The organism is Streptomyces coerulescens (assembly GCF_042657965.1).
Classification (GTDB): domain Bacteria; phylum Actinomycetota; class Actinomycetes; order Streptomycetales; family Streptomycetaceae; genus Streptomyces; species Streptomyces coerulescens.
This window is the reverse complement of record NZ_JBHSKM010000040.1, coordinates 79,011-96,790: the sequence shown is the minus strand read 5'-3', so window position 1 is coordinate 96,790 and position 17,780 is coordinate 79,011. Positions and strand designations below refer to the sequence as shown.

The 17,780-nt window shown below is 71.9% G+C and carries 18 protein-coding genes; 12 read left to right on the top strand and 6 right to left on the bottom strand.

The features are described 5' to 3' along the window. Window positions 1-16 precede the first annotated feature (16 nt). The 4 genes from ACFPQ9_RS36015 (at window position 17) to ACFPQ9_RS36000 (ending at window position 2,179) form a co-directional block, all read left to right on the top strand. Window positions 17-850, top strand: a complete 834-nt coding sequence (locus ACFPQ9_RS36015; RefSeq protein WP_380862849.1) for a class I SAM-dependent methyltransferase — start codon at window positions 17-19, stop codon at window positions 848-850. Window positions 851-951: 101 nt separating this feature from the next. Then, the gene (locus tag ACFPQ9_RS36010) at window positions 952-1,428 is read left to right on the top strand and encodes a VOC family protein (RefSeq protein WP_380862847.1); all 477 of its coding nucleotides are present in this window, start codon (window positions 952-954) and stop codon (window positions 1,426-1,428) included. Between the two features lie 81 nt (window positions 1,429-1,509). Beyond that, complete coding sequence (locus ACFPQ9_RS36005; protein WP_380862845.1) at window positions 1,510-1,878, top strand: DUF6479 family protein; 369 nt, start codon at window positions 1,510-1,512, stop codon at window positions 1,876-1,878. 112 nt (window positions 1,879-1,990) lie between these two features. Then, window positions 1,991-2,179 carry a hypothetical protein gene (locus ACFPQ9_RS36000; RefSeq protein WP_380862843.1) on the top strand — a complete coding sequence of 63 codons (189 nt, stop codon included), beginning with the start codon at window positions 1,991-1,993 and terminating at the stop codon, window positions 2,177-2,179. On the opposite strand, the gene ACFPQ9_RS35995 is transcribed toward ACFPQ9_RS36000, so the two are convergent. Further along, window positions 2,139-2,732: a DUF7144 family membrane protein gene (locus ACFPQ9_RS35995; protein ID WP_380862841.1), complete on the bottom strand. Its 594-nt coding sequence runs from the start codon at window positions 2,730-2,732 to the stop codon at window positions 2,139-2,141. The genes ACFPQ9_RS36000 and ACFPQ9_RS35995 overlap by 41 nt on opposite strands. Before the next feature lie 176 nt (window positions 2,733-2,908). Here ACFPQ9_RS35995 and ACFPQ9_RS35990 point away from each other — a divergent pair, with 176 nt between their 5' ends. Then, on the top strand, window positions 2,909-3,367 hold the full coding sequence (locus ACFPQ9_RS35990; protein WP_380862839.1) for an FxLYD domain-containing protein: 459 nt from the start codon (window positions 2,909-2,911) through the stop codon (window positions 3,365-3,367). A gap of 142 nt (window positions 3,368-3,509) precedes the next feature. Here the strand turns inward: ACFPQ9_RS35990 and ACFPQ9_RS35985 are convergent, their stop codons facing one another. Both ACFPQ9_RS35985 and ACFPQ9_RS35980 read right to left on the bottom strand, forming a co-directional pair. Continuing rightward, window positions 3,510-4,130, bottom strand: a complete 621-nt coding sequence (locus tag ACFPQ9_RS35985) for a hypothetical protein (RefSeq protein WP_380862837.1) — start codon at window positions 4,128-4,130, stop codon at window positions 3,510-3,512. 822 nt (window positions 4,131-4,952) lie between these two features. Next, a complete protein-coding gene (locus ACFPQ9_RS35980) occupies window positions 4,953-5,651 on the bottom strand; it encodes a TetR/AcrR family transcriptional regulator C-terminal domain-containing protein (protein ID WP_380862835.1) in 699 nt (232 codons plus the stop codon). Between the two features lie 129 nt (window positions 5,652-5,780). On the opposite strand from ACFPQ9_RS35980, the gene ACFPQ9_RS35975 reads away from it, so the two are divergent. After that, on the top strand, window positions 5,781-6,728 hold the full coding sequence (locus ACFPQ9_RS35975) for an ATP-binding cassette domain-containing protein (protein WP_380862833.1): 948 nt from the start codon (window positions 5,781-5,783) through the stop codon (window positions 6,726-6,728). A 119-nt stretch (window positions 6,729-6,847) separates the two neighbouring features. Continuing rightward, window positions 6,848-7,654 carry an ABC transporter permease gene (locus ACFPQ9_RS35970; RefSeq protein ID WP_380862831.1) on the top strand — a complete coding sequence of 269 codons (807 nt, stop codon included), beginning with the start codon at window positions 6,848-6,850 and terminating at the stop codon, window positions 7,652-7,654. A 199-nt stretch (window positions 7,655-7,853) separates the two neighbouring features. Here ACFPQ9_RS35970 and ACFPQ9_RS35965 read toward each other — a convergent pair whose 3' ends face one another. Next, the gene (locus ACFPQ9_RS35965; protein ID WP_380862829.1) at window positions 7,854-9,518 is read right to left on the bottom strand and encodes a glycoside hydrolase family 13 protein; all 1,665 of its coding nucleotides are present in this window, start codon (window positions 9,516-9,518) and stop codon (window positions 7,854-7,856) included. A 251-nt stretch (window positions 9,519-9,769) separates the two neighbouring features. Between ACFPQ9_RS35965 and ACFPQ9_RS35960 the strand changes: the two genes are divergently transcribed. Next, window positions 9,770-10,705, top strand: a complete 936-nt coding sequence (locus ACFPQ9_RS35960) for an LAETG motif-containing sortase-dependent surface protein (protein ID WP_380862827.1) — start codon at window positions 9,770-9,772, stop codon at window positions 10,703-10,705. 161 nt (window positions 10,706-10,866) lie between these two features. Here the strand turns inward: ACFPQ9_RS35960 and ACFPQ9_RS35955 are convergent, their stop codons facing one another. Continuing rightward, window positions 10,867-11,838 carry a nucleoside hydrolase gene (locus ACFPQ9_RS35955; RefSeq protein ID WP_380862825.1) on the bottom strand — a complete coding sequence of 324 codons (972 nt, stop codon included), beginning with the start codon at window positions 11,836-11,838 and terminating at the stop codon, window positions 10,867-10,869. A 147-nt stretch (window positions 11,839-11,985) separates the two neighbouring features. After that, on the bottom strand, window positions 11,986-13,323 hold the full coding sequence (gene thrS, locus ACFPQ9_RS35950) for a threonine--tRNA ligase (RefSeq protein ID WP_380862939.1): 1,338 nt from the start codon (window positions 13,321-13,323) through the stop codon (window positions 11,986-11,988). 230 nt (window positions 13,324-13,553) lie between these two features. Between thrS and ACFPQ9_RS35945 the strand changes: the two genes are divergently transcribed. The 4 genes from ACFPQ9_RS35945 to ACFPQ9_RS35930 all read left to right on the top strand — a co-directional run bounded on the left by ACFPQ9_RS35945 (window position 13,554) and on the right by ACFPQ9_RS35930 (window position 17,682). Next, window positions 13,554-14,198 carry a Uma2 family endonuclease gene (locus ACFPQ9_RS35945; protein ID WP_380862823.1) on the top strand — a complete coding sequence of 215 codons (645 nt, stop codon included), beginning with the start codon at window positions 13,554-13,556 and terminating at the stop codon, window positions 14,196-14,198. Between the two features lie 248 nt (window positions 14,199-14,446). Further along, complete coding sequence (locus ACFPQ9_RS35940) at window positions 14,447-15,796, top strand: tetratricopeptide repeat protein (protein ID WP_380862821.1); 1,350 nt, start codon at window positions 14,447-14,449, stop codon at window positions 15,794-15,796. A gap of 78 nt (window positions 15,797-15,874) precedes the next feature. After that, on the top strand, window positions 15,875-16,879 hold the full coding sequence (locus ACFPQ9_RS35935) for a permease (protein ID WP_380862819.1): 1,005 nt from the start codon (window positions 15,875-15,877) through the stop codon (window positions 16,877-16,879). Continuing rightward, window positions 16,876-17,682, top strand: a complete 807-nt coding sequence (locus tag ACFPQ9_RS35930) for a TIGR03943 family putative permease subunit (RefSeq protein WP_380862817.1) — start codon at window positions 16,876-16,878, stop codon at window positions 17,680-17,682. Before ACFPQ9_RS35935 ends, ACFPQ9_RS35930 begins: the two co-directional genes overlap by 4 nt. The last annotated feature ends 98 nt before the right edge of the window (window positions 17,683-17,780 follow it).

Genomic DNA, 17,780 nt, shown 5'->3' with positions numbered 1-17,780 from the left:
GAGGATCGTTACGGGCATGGCAGAGCAGCGCTTCGACGTGTGGTCGTCGGGAGCCGCCTACGAGCGGTACATGGGCCGGTGGAGCCGTACCGTCGCACGGGACTTCCTGACCTGGCTCGACCGCCCGGCCGGCCTGCGCTGGCTGGACGTGGGCTGCGGCACGGGTGCGTTGTCGGCGCTGGTGACGGAGCGGTACGGCCCGCGCCGGGTGCTGGGGTGCGACCGTTCCGAGGCTTTCGTGACGACGGCCGCCCGTACCACGGCACCGGCCGAGGCACCGCGCTTCGTCGTGGGGGACGCCCTGGCGCTGCCCGTCCACGACGGTGTGTTCGACGTTGCGATCAGCGGTCTGACGCTCAACTTCCTGCCCGAACCGGCCGCCGCCGTACGGGAGTTGACGCGAGCCGTCCACCCCGGTGGCCTGGTCGCGGCGTACGTCTGGGACTACGGCGACGGCATGGGCTTCCTGCACGCGTTCTGGACGGCCGCCGCCGCGACCGACCCGGCCGCCGCCGCGCTGGACGAGGCCCGCCGCTTCCCCGGCTGGGGCCCGGAGACTCTCCACAGCCTGTGGACCGACGCGGGCCTCACCGACGTCTCGACGATCCCGGTAGACATCCCCACGGTCTTCGCGGACTTCACCGACCTGTGGTCCCCCTTCCTCACCGGCCAGGGCCCCGCCCCGGGCTACGTCACCACGCTCACCCCGGCCGCCCGCGACCGTCTGCGCGACGCCCTGCACGCGCTGCTGCCCATCGCGCCGGACGGTTCCGTCCCGCTCATGGCACGGGCCTGGGCGGTGCGGGGCGTACGGCCCCGGGGGAATCATCCGCCTTCGCGGTCGGGTTGACGAAGCACGACCGTCGAAGAGTCGATACGTCGAAGAGTCGAAGATCCGAAGCCTCGATGCCTCGAAGCTCGAAGCCTCGAAGCCTCGAAGAGGAGCCGTTCATGTCCGAGTCCGCAGCACCGGCCGAACGCCACGCCCGCGTCCACGAGCTCCGCCTGGTGGTGACCGCCGCCGACTACGACGAGGCGCTGCGCTTCTACCGGGACGAGCTCGGTCTCCCGGAGCGTGCCGCGTTCTCCTCGCCCGACGGGCGGGTGACCATCCTGGAGGCGGGGCGGGCCACCCTGGAGCTGACCGATCCCCGGCACGCCGACTTCATCGACGAGGTGGAGGTCGGCAGCCGGGTGGCCGGCCACATCAGGGTCGCCTTCCAGGTGGACGACTCCACGGCGACCACCGCGAGGCTGGCGGCGGCCGGGGCCGAGGTCCTGGCGGAGCCGACCCGCACGCCGTGGAACTCCCTCAACTCACGCCTCGAAGCACCGGGCGCCCTGCAGCTGACGCTGTTCACGGAGCTGGGGGAGCCGGACGGACCGGAGAAGCCGGAGGAGCTGGGCGAGCCGGAGGAACGCGCGTAGACCCGCGGACAGACCCGCCGGTGCCGCGGAACCCTTGGTTCCTCGGGGCGCTTATTCATCCGTTTCGGTGATAATTGGGGCATGAGTACGGCGACGCTTGAACTAGCGGCCACGTCGAGCGAAGTACTCAACGTGATCGCCGCCTTCGTTGGTGGAATGGTCATCGCCGGCGCACTGGTCTGGGCCGTGCAGTTCGGCATGCGGGTCCGTGACCGGGAGCTGCCACGGCCCACTCCGGAGGAACAGACACATCTGCCCGACACCGGCCCGGTCCATGAGCTCCGGGAGGTGCGCGAGCCCGACGAGGTCCCGCACGCGGAGGGCAGAGAACGCCTGCTGCCGCACGACCTGCACCATGCGGGCAGCAGAAGGAGCGAGGACCAGCACCGCAAACGCTGGCTGCCCGGCAAGAGCGGCTCCTTCGGCGGCGGCGGGATAGGACACGCCTGAGCCGTGGCCGTAATGGGGGGCCGTAGCCGTAATGGGGGCGACGGGGGCCATGCCCCGATGCCACCCTGTCCTCGTCCTGAGTACTGATGTCGGAACAGGGGGCTGGGGGCCGTTGAGCAGGCGACGCTTCGTGGCCAGGGGTGTGCCCGGCGGCTATCGCATCTGGGACAACCACGGCCGCCGTTTCTGGGGCGACCTCTACGAACTCTGCCCCGACGATCTGCTGACCGAGCTGAACGGCCGGAAGGACCCGGCCAGGATCAGCGAGCTGCTGAGGCGTTACCGCGGTTTGAAGCGCTAGTCCGGTCGGAGGCGTCCGGGGCCAGGGCGAGTGCGAGGATCACGAAGAAGTCGATCCCCACCATGATCACCGACCAGACCGGGGTGTACGGCAGGAACAGGAAGTGGGCGACCATACTCAGGGACGCCAGGAAGATACCGGTGATCCGGGCCCACCAAGCTCCCTGGAGGATGCCGGCGCCGACACCGACGGCGAGGACGCCGAGGCTGAGCAGGATCCAGCCCCAGGCCGTGAGGTTGGCCTCGAAGACATAGTCTCCGATCCGGGCGTACACGTCGTCCTCGGCGATGGCGGAGATGCCCTGGAGGATCGCCAGCAGCCCGTTGACCAGCATCAGCACACCGGCGAAGACGAGTCCGCCGGTCATCCAGTCGGAGCTGGGGGCGCCGCCGGGTGCGGTGCCCGGCGTGGTGCCCGCTCGGGCGGAGGGCCAGGTCGCCCGGGACGTGTCCGAACCTCCGGATCCACCGGGTCCGCCGGCCGCCCGGTTCCCCGGAGGGCTATGGGCGGCATCGCTGGCATGCGACTGCGGCTGCGACTGCTGCTGGCTCATGGCTGCCGTACCCCACTTCTCGCGTGTCCCACGGTCGGGCTCTGCGGTCGGTACGACGATCGACCGGCCAGGGGGTGCCCACCACGGGGGAGACGCCGATCGGGTGACGTCCGGAGTGCGGAGGGGGCGGTGCCGATCTTCACTGAAGGGACTGGAACGCACCCTTGGAGCCCCGCATGCCCGCTCACCGCCCCCGCCGGCGCACGACCACGCCCCTCCTGGTGACCGCCATCCTGGCGGTCACGGCCCTGACCTCCTGCTCGGACGACGACACGCCCGCCTCGGTGGCCACCAAGGCGGCATCGGCCTACGCCTCGGCCACGGCGGAGGCGGGCCGCCAACTCGACGAGATCAAGGGCGGCATCGACGCCAAGAGCTCGGTGCGGCTCGGCGACCCCACGACCGACTCGGACGGCCGTGCGTCGGTGGAGGTCACGGCCGAGAACACGACCGACTCGACGAAGTCCTTCGCCGTCCAGGTCAACTTCAAGGACGAGAACGGCAATCTGCTCGACGCGTCCGTGGTGACGGTGTCGGACGTCGCGGCGAACAAGTCCGGCAAGGCCACCGTCCGCAGCACCCGCGACCTGAGCGGGGACGTGCGGGCGGAGGTGGAACGGGCGGTGCGCTACTAGCCACGGCCCCGGCGGGGCAGAGCCAACCGTGGCCCTCGCCGGGCAGAGCCGGCCACGGCCCTCGCCGGGCAGCGGAGCAACGAGGCCGCGCCACGAGACCGGGCCACGACGCCACGCCACGAGGCCGGGCCACGAGGCCGTTCTACAGCCGCCCGCCCCCACCGTCCGACACCGTGTCGTGCTGCTCCTGTGCCGACCCGCTCACCGTGATGTCGACCTGCTCGCTCGTCGCGCTGACGCCGTTCAGAGTGGCCGTCGCCTGGAGACGGCCCGGGCCGGCGGGAAGGGCCAGGCCGGGGACGCAGGACCAGGTGCCGTCCGGTGCCGTCGTCGCGCAGACCTCCGCCTCCAGCGCGTCGCGGACCGTGATCTGGGCGCCCGGGTAGGCCGTGCCGGACGCCTCGGGAAACGCGCTCAGCGGGGTCCCCGACGCGGGGCGGGAGAGGGTCGGGGCGGGCAGTCCGACCGTCACGGAGCAGGTGCCGCGCAGACGCACGGTGCCGTCGGCGTCCTTCAGGGCGAGGGTGCAGTCGGGGAGACGGGTGCCGGGTTCGGCGTCCGGGGGAACGGACAGGACGAAGGGAAAGGCGGACCCCTCCCGCCCTGACGCGGACGGTCCGGCCGACGGCTCCCTCACCGACCCGGACGGGCCGACGGACGGCGCCGTCCCGTCGAAGGCGTACGCCCCATCGGCGGCGTACGCCCCATCGGCGGTGTACGTCCCGTCGAAGGTGTACGTCCCGCTGCCCCCGCCCCGCGCCACGGCACCCCGGTGTCCGAGCCCGGAGAACGGCGCACCCGTCACCCGCGCGCCGGCCGGCGCGGTCAGCGTCAGGGCCGATCCTGCGCCGAGCGGCTCGCCCTCGTGGCCCCGGACCTCGACGATTCCCTCCCGCCCGGGTTCGATGGTCGCGGAGGCCGCCCACAGCCCCTGACCGCCCGGCCCGCCCGACCCGCCAGGCCCGCCCGACCCGACCGGTCCGCCCGACCCGACCGGTCCGCCCGGCCCGCCAGACCCGCCCGACCCGACCGGTCCGCCAGACCCGCCAGACCCGCCAGGCCCGCCCGACCCGACCGGTCCGACCGGTCCGCCCGACCCGCCAGACCCGCCAGGCCCGCCCGACCCGACCGGTCCGCCAGACCCGCCAGGCCCGCCCGACCCGACCGGTCCGACCGGTCCGCCCGACCCGACCGGTCCGCTCGGCCCACCCGGACCCTCACCGCCGTATGCCGTCCCCGGCACGACCACCGCGACCGCCACCGCGAGCGACCCGAGCACCGTCGTCTTCCAAGACCTGGGGGACCGGCTCATCGTCGGCGGAGCTCCTCACACACGTCGGCGGCACCCCACCCTCACCCGCGATTCTCACGGCCGGGCCCCGCGATGACATGCACTGTTCGGCCGTACGGGCCGACGGGGCGGGGAGCACCACCCGTCCGGGCGCGAGGCCGGATGCCGCGGGCCTTCTCGATCAAGGGGTCGAACAGGCGGCGCACCAGCTCCGCCGCCGAGTCCAGGCCCTGTCGAGAAGTGCACAGCCCTCTTGCGCAAGTGGCCGAGGAACGCCGCTCGCGCGGATCTCGCTCAGCCGGCGGCGGACCGCGCCGTCAACCGCGCCTGCAGACCGTCGAGGATCGTCTCCACGCCGAACGCGAAGACCTCCTCCACCTGCTCCCCGAAACTCTGCCCCCGGCGCGCCTGCGCCTCCCCGCTGGCAGCCAGCCGTGGGTACTTCGCCGCGATCGCCTGGGCCTGGGCGACGGCCGCGGCCTCGTGCTCGGGCTGCTCGGCCCCGTCCCGCGACGCTCGTTCCTTGACCTCGGCGGCCTCGGTCGAGGTCATGAACGCCAGCCCCGTCACGAACATGAAGGGGGTGCTCACGGCCCAGTCGAGGTCCGCGTCGCGGAACCCGGCCGCCTCGAAGGTCTCGTACGCACGCTCCTGGAAGGAGGCCATGCCGTCGCTGTAGCCGACGTACGTGGTGATCACGCGCACCAGCCAGCGGTGCCGGTCGCACAGCTCACGCGCGGCGTACATCAGCTCGCGCGCCGCCGTCCGCCATCCCACCGTCGGGACGTCCGGCAGGGTGATCTCGCGCCACACCTCGTCGGCCGCGAGCACCAGCAGGTTCTCCTTGTTGCCGACGTGCCAGTACATCGCCGTCGCCGCCGAGCCCAGCTTCTGGCCGAGCTTGCGCATGCTCAGGCCGTCGATGCCCTCGGCGTCCAGCAGCTCGATCGCCGCCCGGACGATCTGTTCTCGGTTCAAGGTCTCTCGCGCCATGGGACCAGCGTAACCGCCACTTGCACACCGTAAAAGTTCTTCGCCGAAAGGACTTGCACACTGTGCAAGTCTGGTTTTACGGTGTTCAAGTCTTCGAGTTGCACACCGTTCAAGTCACCGGGGAGAGTCATGACCGCCATCCACGCAGAGGGCCTGCGCAAGTCGTACGGGGAGAAGTTGGTGCTCGACGGCATCGATCTGCGGATCCCCGAGGCCTCGGTCTTCGCCCTGCTCGGCCCGAACGGCGCCGGCAAGACCACCACCGTCCAGATCCTGTCCACGCTGATCGGCGCCGACGGCGGAACGGCCCACGTCAACGGGTACGAGCTCGTGCGGCAGGCCGACGACGTCCGCCGGTCCATCGGCGTGACCGGCCAGTTCGCCGCGGTCGACGGGCTGCTGACGGCGGAGGAGAACCTGCTGCTGATGGCCGACCTGCACCATCTGAGCCGCTCCGAGGGCCGCCGGATCGCCGCCGAGCTGCTGGAGCGCTTCGACCTGGCGCAGGAGGCGAAGACGCAGGCCTCCACGTTCTCCGGCGGTATGCGCCGCAAGCTCGACCTCGCGATGACCCTGGTCGGCAACCCGCGGATCATCTTCCTCGACGAGCCGACCACCGGTCTCGACCCGCGCAGCCGCCGCGCCGTGTGGGAGCTGGTCCGCGGCCTGGTCGCCGACCTGGGCATCACGATCTTCCTCACCACGCAGTACCTGGAGGAGGCCGACCAGCTCGCCGACCGTATCGCCGTGCTGCACGGCGGGCGGCTCGTCGCCCAGGGCACCGCCGACGAGCTCAAGCGCCGCATTCCCGGCGGGCACATCCGGCTCCGGTTCGCCGACGTGCGGCAACTCGACGCCGCCGCCCGGGCCTTCGAGGTCGCCCAGAGCGATCCCGAGAACCTCGCACTTCAGGTCCCGGGCGACGGCACCCCCGCCACCGTGCGCGCGGTCCTCGACCTGCTGGAGGCCGCGGCGGTCGAGGCCGAGTCGCTGACCGTGCACACACCCGATCTGGACGACGTGTTCCTCGCGCTGACCGAGACCCGCCAGACCAGCACCACCACCACTGCCGCCTGACCGCCGCCCGACCCGCCGCCCAACCCCCCGCCCGTCCCGTCCGGCTCCGTCCGGCTTCATCCGGCTTCATCCGGCTTCGTCCCGTCCCGCTCCGTCCCGGTCCCGAAAGGACTTCCCCGATGACCACCGCCACCACCCCGGCGCGCGCCCGCTCCTACGCCTTCCGCGACTCGATGACGATGCTGCGCCGCAACGTCAGGCACATGCTGCGCTATCCGTCCCTGACGGTGCAGATCGTCACCTTGCCCGTGCTGATGCTGCTGCTGTTCGTGTACGTCTTCGGAGGCGCCATCGGCGAGGGAATCGGCGTCGGCGACCGCGATGCCTACATCAACTACCTCGTCCCCGGCATCATCGTGATGGCGGTGACCTCCGGCACGATCACGGTCGCGGTGACCGTGTGCACCGATATGACCGAGGGCATCATCAACCGCTTCCGCACGATGGCGATCTGGCGCAGTTCCGTGCTCACCGGGCATGTGCTGGGCAACATGATCCAGATCGCGTTCATCCTCGCCCTGGTGACCGGGGTGGCGTACGCGATCGGTTTCCGCCCCGACGCCACCGCCGTCGAATGGGCCGCCGCCCTCGGTCTGCTGCTGTTCCTCGCCTTCGGCCTGAGCTGGTTGTCGGCCGCGATGGGCCTGAACTCGAAGACGATCGAGGCCGCGAGCAACGCCCCGATGCCGCTGATCTACCTGCCCTTCCTGAGCAGCGCCTTCGTCACCCCCGACTCGATGCCCACCGGACTGCGCTGGTTCGCCGAGTACCAGCCCTTCTCCCCCATCAACGAGACCCTGCGCGGCCTGCTGCTCGGCACGGAGATCGGCAACGACGCCTGGATCGCCCTGGCCTGGTGCGCCGGCCTCGGCCTGACGGGCTACCTGTGGGCCCGCTCGACCTTCCGCAAGGGCGCCGAGCGCTGAGCCGCCCGGGCACGGCTTTACGGAGCCGATGCCAAGCCAAAAGGCTTCCGGTGCCACGCGATCCCGCCCCCCCCGTACGACCGACCCGGCCCGTCCCCACCGTGGGGGCGGGCCCTCGGGCTACCGGGCGGCTGGTCGACTTCGACCGGGCCTGTTCCAGGAGGTGACGCTGACGCCCTGGAACCCGGCTCCACGGGCGCTACGTCAGCCAGGCCGTGGTGTCCGGGCCCAGCAGCCCGTCCTGGAGCGGCCCGCTGGTGAGGAGCACCTCGCCCGGCGGCAACTCCACCGGCGCATCGGAGAGGTTGGCCACGCAGCGCCAGCCGTCCGAGCGCGCGAAGTGCAGGACGCCGGGCGGGGTGTCGGGCGCCCAGGTCAGTTCCTCGCCGTCCAGCAGCTTGCGGCGCAGCCGCAGGGCCCTGCGGTACAGCTCCAGGGTGGAGCCCTCCACCCCGTCCTGGGCCTGGACGGCGTACGCCGCGAATCCCGACGGCTGCGGCAGCCAGGACCCGCCCGCACCGAAGCCGTACGACGGCCCGGTCGTCGTCCACGGCAGCGGCACCCGGCAGCCGTCCCGGCCCTTGCGCACCCGTCCCGTCTGTTCCCAGATCGGGTCCTGAAGGACCTCGAAGGGCAGGTCGGCGACCTCGGGCAGGCCGATTTCCTCGCCCTGGTAGATGTACGACGAGCCGGGCAGCGCCAGCATGAGGAGGGTCGCGGCGCGGGCGCGGCGCAGGCCGGCCGCCTCGTCGACGGCCGGGGCGTGGCCGCCGGACAGCAGCCAGGCGTTGTCGTCGGTGCCGGGCGGGAGCATCAGGCGTGAGGTGTGGCGTACGACGTCGTGGTTGGACAGGACCCAGGTGGCGGAGGCGCCGGCCGCGCGGGCCGTGGCGAGGGAGTCGGTGATGATCAGCTTGAGTTCCTCGGCGTTCCAACTCCCTTGCAGATATTCGAAGTTGAATGCCTGGCCCAGTTCGTCGGGGCGGGCGTACAGCGCGCGGCGCTCGCTCGGGTCGACCCACGCCTCGGCGACGGCCATGCGCGGCGGGCGGTAGGAGTCGAGGATCTTGCGCCAGTCGCGGTAGATCTCGTGGACCTCGTCGCGGTCGTAGAAGGGGTGGGTGCCGGGCGGCAGGTCCGGGAGGGCGTCCTCGCGGCTCAGCTCGGGTGCGCCCAGGTCGCGCAGCGGCTCGCTCAGGTCCTTGGCGAGGGCGTGGGCCACGTCGACGCGGAAGCCGTCGACGCCGCGGTCGCACCAGAAGCGCAGGGTGGTGCGGAAGTCGGCGCGGACCTCCTCGTGCGCCCAGTTGAGGTCGGGCTGCTGCGGGGTGAACAGATGGAGGTACCACTGGCCGTCGGGAACGCGGCGCCAGGCACTGCCGCCGAAGACGGACTGCCAGTCGCTGGGCGGGAGTTCGCCGTGCGGGCCGCGGCCGTCGCGGAAGACGTAGCGTTCGCGGGCGGCTGAGCCGGGGCCGGCGCGCAGTGCCTCCTGGAACCAGACGTGCTGGTGGGAGGTGTGGTTGGGAACCAGGTCGACGATCACCTTCAGGCCGAGGCGGTGGGCCTCGGCGACCAGGGCGTCGAAGTCGTCGAGGGTGCCCAGGCGCGGGTCGACGTCGCGGTAGTCGGCGACGTCGTAGCCGCCGTCGGCCAGTTCGGAGGGGTAGAAGGGGCTGAGCCACAGGGCGTCCACGCCGAGGGCGGACAGATGGGTGAGGCGCTGGGCGACGCCCTTCAGGTCGCCGAGACCGTCGCCGTCGGCGTCGGCGAAACTGCGGGGGTAGACCTGGTAGATGACGGCCTGGCGCCACCAGTCGGGGTTGCTGGACGAGAGGTCGGGCGTGGTGGTGCGGACGCTCACGCGGTCTCCTCGGGGGCGGGTACGGGCGACACCGGGAACTCTGTCCAGTTGGCCGGAAAAGCGAACACCGCGAAGAGCGGATCGGATCATTCCCCGTGTGACGATATTGTGATTGCGGCTTGAACTTCCTTTGTGTTCCCGCAGGTTGACAGGGGTGTTCCCTCACCCGACGATGTGCTCACGCTGTGGCGCATGTGACCAATGGGCCCAGTGTTTCTTTCTTCGACCACTCACCCCATGAGGGGATACGCATGTCCATAGCGAGACGTGTCATCGCGCGGCGCCTGCTGGGGACGGGCGCCGCGTCGCTCGCCCTGTGCGCGGCCACCGTCGCCTCCGCCTCCGGCGCCTGGGCCCACGGAACGCCCGGCGGTGACGGCTGGAAGTCCGGCGGTACCTACAAGCCCGGCACCGGTGCGGGCACCGAGACCGCCACCGACCGCTGCCAGTTCTCGCTGGACGGCACGAACTTCTACGACTCGGTCAAGGTCGACGACCAGAACCTGAAGGTCACCGACGACGGCAAGGCGCACATCACGGTCCGCGCCGCCGCCGACGCCACGACCTGCACCGCCTCGCTCGCCTCCTACCTCGCCCACGGGGCGACCTTCGCGACCTCCGGCGAGCAGGTCTTCGTCGACTTCGACACGGTCACGGTCAAGCCGGGCGGCACCGACAGCCTCGACATCGCCGTGCCGGACGCGGGCTGCTTCGCGCAGATCGACCTGTACCGCGGTGCGGTGAAGTTCGACGGCAAGCTCGACGCGAACGACGGCTTCGAGCACGGTGACCTGCCCAAGGGGCCGGACCGCCCGGTCATCAAGGACAAGCTGATCGCGGCCTGGAACGGCGGCTCGAAGGACTGCACGACCGAACCTCCGGCGACCGAGGAGCCCCCGACGACCCCGCCGGCCGAGCCCTCGGAGCCGGCCACCGACGAGCCGTCGACCCCGGCCGAGGAAACCTCCCCGCCCGCCTCGGACACCCCGTCGACCGAGCCCCCGTCCCCGCAGCCCTCCGACTCCCCGTCGGCCCCCGCCCCGTCCCCCAACGGCGGTGACGACGACCTCGCCCAGACCGGCGGCAGCAGCGCGACGGGCCCGATCGCGATCGGCGCGGTGGTCCTCGTCGCGGGCGGAGCGGCCTTCGTGGTGGCCTCCAAGCGCCGCCGCACGGCCCGCTCCTGACCGAGGACGCACGAAGGGGCCCGGGGTGATCCCCGGGCCCCTTTTCGTCCGATGGACCGCCGACGGACCGTCAGACCCAGGGGAAGCCCTTGCCGATGCCGAAGAGCACGGTGAACAGGGCCATCCCGCCCAGCGGGGCGCTGTTCCCTCGTTCGTGCTGGTCAGGCACGCTCCACTGTAGTGAGGTACAACTTCGCGAAGCGTTCCACGTCCACGTCCAGCGCGACGTCCACCAGGGACTGTTCGCGGATGCCCGTGTGGAGTTCTGATTCGCCGGGGCGGGGGCGGCGGTCTACGAGGGTCTGGCCTCGGGTGGGGCCGGGGGCCAGGGAGACCTCCACGGGGAGGAGGCGGGTGGTGATGCCCGCCGGGTCGACGACCGCGCAGACCGCGCCCGCGTCGCCGATGCCGCCCGCCTCGGGGTCGGCGGTGATGTCCGGCGCTGAGGGACGGTGGGCGAGGAGCTCGCCGGCGAGCCGGGTGCCGGGTTCGACGTTCTCGCGCAGGCGCCGTACGTCCGCGCCCGGGATCACGACCCGCTGGAAGACGTCCAGGCCGTACATGGTGATCGGCACCCCCGCCGTGAGCAGGATCGCCGCCGCCTCCGGGTCGTGCCACACGTTGAACTCCGCGACCGGCGTGGCGTTCCCGCAGGCCACCGCGCCGCCCATGAAGACGATCCGCTCGATGTTGCGGGTGACCTCGGGGTGCGTGCGCAGCAGCAGGGCGATGTTGGTCAGGGGCGCCGTCGGGATCAGGGTGACCGGGCGCGACGACGCGAGGATCTCGCGGCGCAGCAGCGTCACCGCGTCCACGTCGGCGGGGGCGCGCCGCGGGACCGGCAGGCCGAGGTCGCCCATGCCGTCCTCGCCGTGCACGTGCCGCGCCGAGCGCGAGAACTCGATCAGCGGGCGGTCGGCGCCCCGGGCCACGGGGATCTCGGGCGCACCGGCCTGCTCCAGCACGGTCAGGGTGTTGTGTACGACGCCGTCCACGTCCGTGTTGCCCGCCACGCAGGTGACCGCGCGCAGGTCGAGCCCCGGATGGCGTACCGCGAACAAAAGCGCCAGGGCGTCGTCCACGCCCGTGTCGCAGTCGATGATCACCGGAATGGGCCGGCCGTCGTTCGGCACGAGTGGCTCCCCTCGTCACGGGTGCGGTGGCGCCCCTACGAGAGCGACCTTACGGTGTCGTACAGGTGGAGTGCGTCGTCGTATGGCGCCGCCGTGCGGGTACGTACGCGCGGCGCCATACGGCGTCTTCCCTCCTCGTCCCTCGCTCTACGACGCCTCCCACAGCTGCGCGCCGCGTGCCGCCACGCGGGCGGCGATCCGGGTGATCAGCTCCCCTGCCGGTACGGCCCCCGGCCTGCGCCCGTCCCGCAGCCGTACGGCCACGAGGTCGCCGTACGCCGCCTCCCGCTCACCGATGACCGCCACGTACGGCACAAGGCGTGCCCCGCGGATCCGGGCGCCCAGGGTGCCCTGCTCGGGACCGGCCAGTTCCGCGCGCAGACCCATTCGGCGGGCCCGGTCCAGAATTTTTCGCGCCTGTTCGGTCTGCGCCTCCGCCACCGGCAGGATCAGCAGCTGCACGGGCGCCAGCCAGGCCGGAAACGCGCCCCCGTGCTCTTCGAGCAGATGGGCCACCGCCCGCTCCACGCTGCCGATGACGCTGCGGTGGACCATGACCGGCCGGTGCTTCGCGCCATCGGGCCCGATGTAGTGCAGGTCGAAGCGTTCGGGCTGGTGGAAGTCGATCTGAACGGTCGACAGGGTCGCCTCGCGGCCCGCCGGGTCGGCGATCTGGACGTCGATCTTGGGGCCGTAGAACGCCGCCTCGCCCTCGACGGCCTCGTACGGCAGACCGGAGCCGTCGAGAACCTCCCGGAGCAGGGCGGTCGCGCGTGCCCACAGCTCCGGGTCGGCGACGTACTTCCCGCCGTCGCCGGGGAGCGACAGACGGTGGCGAACGGCCCTGATCCCCAGATCGGCGTAAGCGCGGGCGATGAGGTGCAGGGCGGCCCCGGCCTCCGCCACCGCCTGGTCCAGGGTGCAGAAAACATGGGCGTCGTTGAGGTGGATCGCGCGCACACGGGTGAGGCCGCCCAGAACGCCGGACAGCTCCGAGCGGTACATGCCGCCCAACTCGGCCATCCGCAGGGGTAGTTCCCGGTAGCTGTGCGACCGGGAGCGGTAGATCAGCGCGTGGTGCGGGCACAGGCTGGGACGCAGCACGACCTGCTCGGCACCCAGCTGCATCGGCGGGAACATGTCGTCGCTGTAGTGCGCCCAGTGCCCGGAGATCTCGTACAGCTCGCGCTTGCCGAGCACCGGCGAGTACACGTGCCGGTAGCCGGCCTCACGCTCCACCTCCCGGATGTACTCCTCCAGGACGTGGCGGAGGGTGGCCCCGTCGGGCAGCCAGTAGGGCAGGCCGGCGCCCATGAGGGGATCGGTGTCGAAGAGGTCCAGTTCGCGGCCGAGGCGGCGGTGGTCGTGCATGGCTGCTCCTTCAGATCCTTCGGATGAAGGCGTGTCCTTCGGATGAAGGGACGAGCACCCACGACAAAGCCCCGGGGCACTCGCCCCGGGGCTTCGGAATCGCTCAGCGGTCAGCGCGGCGCCGGGACGGGATCCGGCGTCGTCGTGAGAGACGGGTTGGCGCGCTGCATGGGGGGACCGTAACAAGGGGTGGGCGGGATGTCGCGGCGATTTCTCGGTGCCCGGCATCTGCGGGCTTGCTGCCGAAACGTAACAGCACGCTCGTTCGAGTGAACAGCTCCCGATTCTTTGTACGCTCTCCGCGTCTACCCTGAGAGCGTCGCGTCGAGCGAAGGAGGTCTGTCATGGCGGTGGCGGAGCCGATCATCATGCCGGGGTATCAGGGCGAGGCCATTCATGGGCCGTACGACGACTCTGACAGTGACGCGGACAGCGACGTGCCCGACAACTCGCACACGAGCGTAGAGGCGACCTTCGAGCGCATCAGCGCGGCAGTCCCGATGGGCTGGCGCGTGGAGCTGATCGAAGGAGAGATCTACGTGACGCCGCCCGCCAACGGGGAGCATGAGGAAATCGTGTCGGAAGTCAGTGGCCAGGTCCGGGACCACGACAAGGGACTGGGCCGCTACACGGGCATCGGCCTGAACATCCCCGGCGGCTCCGAGACCGGTCACGTCGAGCCGGACCTGGTCATCGCCCCGAAGGGCACCTTCGACGATCAGGAGCAATGGCACGACCCGTCCGCCGTCCTCCTCGTCGCCGAGATCACCTCCAAGAGCACCGCTGAGCGCGACCGCGAGAAGAAGATCCACGGCTACGCCCGCGCCGGCATCCCCGTCTATCTGCTGATCGACCGCGAGAAGGCGGAGATCATCGTCTACTCCGAGCCGTCCGGCGACGAATACACCCAGAACCCCAAGTTCAAGCTCGGCCTCGCCGTTCCGCTCCCCGATCCGCTCGGTTTCGAACTGGACACCGCCGAGTTCTGAGGCCGCTCCGCGTCCTGACCGGGAAGATCCACCGCCCGCGCCGGGCCCGCGTTCGCCGCCAGGATCAGCGTCGCCACAGCGACCAGCGCAGCGGCCACGCCCCGCGTGTAGCGCTCGGTGGTGCTGGTGCGTTCCTGCATGGCGACCTCGCAACAGCCATGGGTTAACCACGTTTAATACGCGGTTTAACCTAAGCGCTGTCAGACTCGAACGGCAAGAGGCACAGGGCGAGTTGGGGGCGTTGAACAATGTCCGACCGTGATGATCCCGGGACGATCGGGCGCAGAGTGCAGCAGCTGCGGGCCGACCGCGGGCTGACGCAGAAGCAGCTGGCCGAGCCGGCCTACACCCCCGCGTACATCTCCACCCTGGAGGCCGGCCGGGTGCGCGCCTCCGACGACGCGCTGCGGCACATCGCCGACCGTCTCGGCGTCGCCTTCGAGGAGCTGGCCACCGGGCGGGCCGCGCACCTGGTCACGGACCTGCGGCTGAGGCTGACCGAGGCGCAGCGGATACTGGCCACGGGTGACACCGAGGCCGCGGCCGCGCAGTACACCGCGCTGCTCGCGGAGGCGGAGGGCAACGGGTTCGCGGAGGAACGGGCGGCGGCGCTGCTCGGGCTCGGCGAGTGCGGGATCGACGCCGGTGAACTCACCACCGCACGGCATCACTTCGAGCAGGCGGAGCAGGTCCTCACGGAGGCCGGCGCGCCGCTGCCGGCCCGGATCCCGGCCCTGCGCGGGCGGGCCGTGTCGCACTATCTGAGCGGTGAACTGCGCTACGCGGTCTACCTGCTGGAGTCCTCCCTCGACGAGCTGAACCGGGGCGGACTGCACGACCCGGACGCCCTGCTGCTGCTCTACGCCAGCGTCATCGGCCCGTACATGGACATGGGCGCCCACGCTCGGGCCGCGCAGGCCGCCGAGTACGCCCTCGCGCTGGCCCCGCAGGCCGGTGACCCGGCGCTGGTCGCGCGGATGCACCGGTCGGTCGCCCGCACCCTGCTCGCCGAGGGGCGCGTCGCCGAGGCCGACGCCTCGCTGGCCAAGGCCGCCGAGCTGTACCGCCGGCTGCAGATCCGTACCGAACTCGCCAACTGCCACTGGATGCGCGGCTACGTCTACGCCCAGAACGGCGACCTGGAGCGCGCCGAGGCGGAGATGCGCGAGGCGCAGACGATGCTCACCGCCCAGCGCGCCGCGCTGTACACCAGCCAGGTCGCCGTCGAACTCGCCGACGTACTGCGCCGGCGCGGCAAGTCCGACGAGGCCGCCGCCCTGCTGCACGCGGTGCTCAGCGACCTCAGCCCCGAGCGCGGCGCCCTGCACGCGGCCGCCGCGCACCGTCTGCTCGGCATCATCGCCGAGGACTCCCGGGACACCGAGACCGCCGAGGAGCACTACGTCCGCGCCCTGAGCCTGCTGGAGCGCGCGGGCGCGGCCGGCGACCTGGCCGACCTGTGCCGGCTGCTCGGCGACCTGCTGCGCCGCACCGGCCGGGTGGAGGCGGCGCTCGACGCGTACCGGACGGGGCTCGGGCACCGTACGGCACCGGGCACCACCACCCTGGGGCCCGCCCCCGCACAGCCTCCTCTGTGAGGAACCCCAGCCTGTCCACAGCCCCCACCGGTTACCCTTCGCGCAGCTATTCGAACAGGTGGGGACGGACAGGACACGGTGGAGAACCAGCGGACCGTGGTGGACGGGCTGCGGCTCGTCGTACGCACGCTCGTGTACGCCGTGCTCGGCGGCGCCGCGCTCATCGCCATCGCCACGGTCGCCTCGGTCCTCGGACCGCTGCTCGCCCTCGACCTGTACACCCCGCCCGTCGCCGCCTGGTGGACCGTGTTCACGGCCATCGCGGTGCAGGGCGTGCCCTTCCTGCTGCTCGGCACGGTCGTCTCGGCGGCGATCGGGGCCTTCGTACCGGAGAGGGTGTTCAGCCGGCTGCTGCCGCGCCACCAGGCCCTCGCCGTGCCCGTCGCGGGGGCGGCCGGTGTCGTGCTCCCCGGGTGCGAGTGCGCGTCCGTGCCGGTGGCCGGGAGCCTGATGCGCCGCGGGGTCGCCCCGGCCGCCGCCCTCGCGTTCCTGCTCTCCGCGCCCGCCATCAACCCGGTCGTGCTCGTCGCCACCTCCGTCGCCTTCCCCGGGCAGCCGCGGATGGTTCTCGCCCGGCTGCTCGCCTCGCTGGTCACGGCGGTGGTGATGGGCTGGCTGTGGGCGCGGTTCGGCCGCGAGGAGTGGCTGCGTCCGCCGAAGCGGCACGGGGAGCCGGCGGCCGGCGGGCCGCGCGCCTTCGCCGCGGGGCTCCAGCACGACTTCCTGCACGCGGGCGGCTTCCTCGTCCTCGGCGCGGCGGCCGCGGCGACCTTCAACATCGCGGTGCCGAGGTCCGTGCTCGATCTCTTCACCGGGTCGGTGTGGGTGTCGGTACTGCTGCTCGCGCTGCTGGCGGTCGTGCTGTGCGTGTGCAGCGAGGCGGACGCGTTCGTGGCCGCCTCGCTGAGCGGCTTCTCGCCGACCGCACGGCTGGCGTTCATGGTGGTCGGCCCGATGGTGGACCTGAAGCTGATCGCTCTGCAGGCGGGCACGTTCGGACGGTCCTTCGCGCTGCGGTTCTCGTCCGCGACGTGGGTGGTGGCCGTGGTGTGCAGCGTGCTGGGGGGGTGGTGGCTGCTGTGAGGCGGTACGGGCCGGCGGTGCTGCTGCTTCTGACGGGGGCGGCGATCCTGCGCGTCTCGCTGTTCAGCGAGCTGTATCTGCGGTACGTGCAGGCGGGACTACGGCCGTACCTGGTCGTGTCCGGGTGCCTGCTGGTGCTGCTGGCGGTGGCCGCGGCGGTCGTCGGGCGACCGGAACATGAACCGCACGCCGAGCAGGGCCAGCACGCAGAGCACGGCGAACACGCCGGCCGCGATCAGCAACGCGAGCACGGCGAGCACGATGAGTCCGGCGACGATTCCCACGCCCACGATCAGCACGGCGGCCACCATAGCCCCCGCGTCGCCTGGCTTCTCACCCTGCCCGCCCTCGCCCTTCTCCTCTTCCCGCCGCCCGCCCTCGGCTCCTACAGCGCCGAACGCGAGGCGGCGGCGCGGGCGGCCCAGGGCGTCGGGCGCTTCCCGGCGCTGCCGGCCGGGGACCCGGTGGAGCTGACGCTCGCCGAGTTCGGTTCCCGGGCGGTCTACGACAGCGGACGCTCGCTCGCGGGGCGCACGGTCCGGCTGACCGGGTTCGTCACCCACGGCGACGACGGCAGCTGGTACGTCACCCGGCTCCTGGTCGCCTGCTGTGCCGCCGACGCCACCACCAGCAAGGTGGAGGTACGGGGTGGGGAGGCGCCGCCGGTCGACTCGTGGGTCACGGTCACCGGGACGTGGCGCCCCGAGGGCCGGCTCGGCACCGACTCGGCGTGGCCGCCGGTGCTGGACGCGGGGTCGGTGCGGCGGATCGGGGAGCCGGCGAACCCTTACGAGAAGCGGTGAGTGCCGGGGCGGGCCGGTGGTCGACCGCGGGCCGGTGGGGTTGATCGCGCCCACGCGGCGGAGCCGCACATCGATAAGCCCGCACCTCTTCAGGGCGC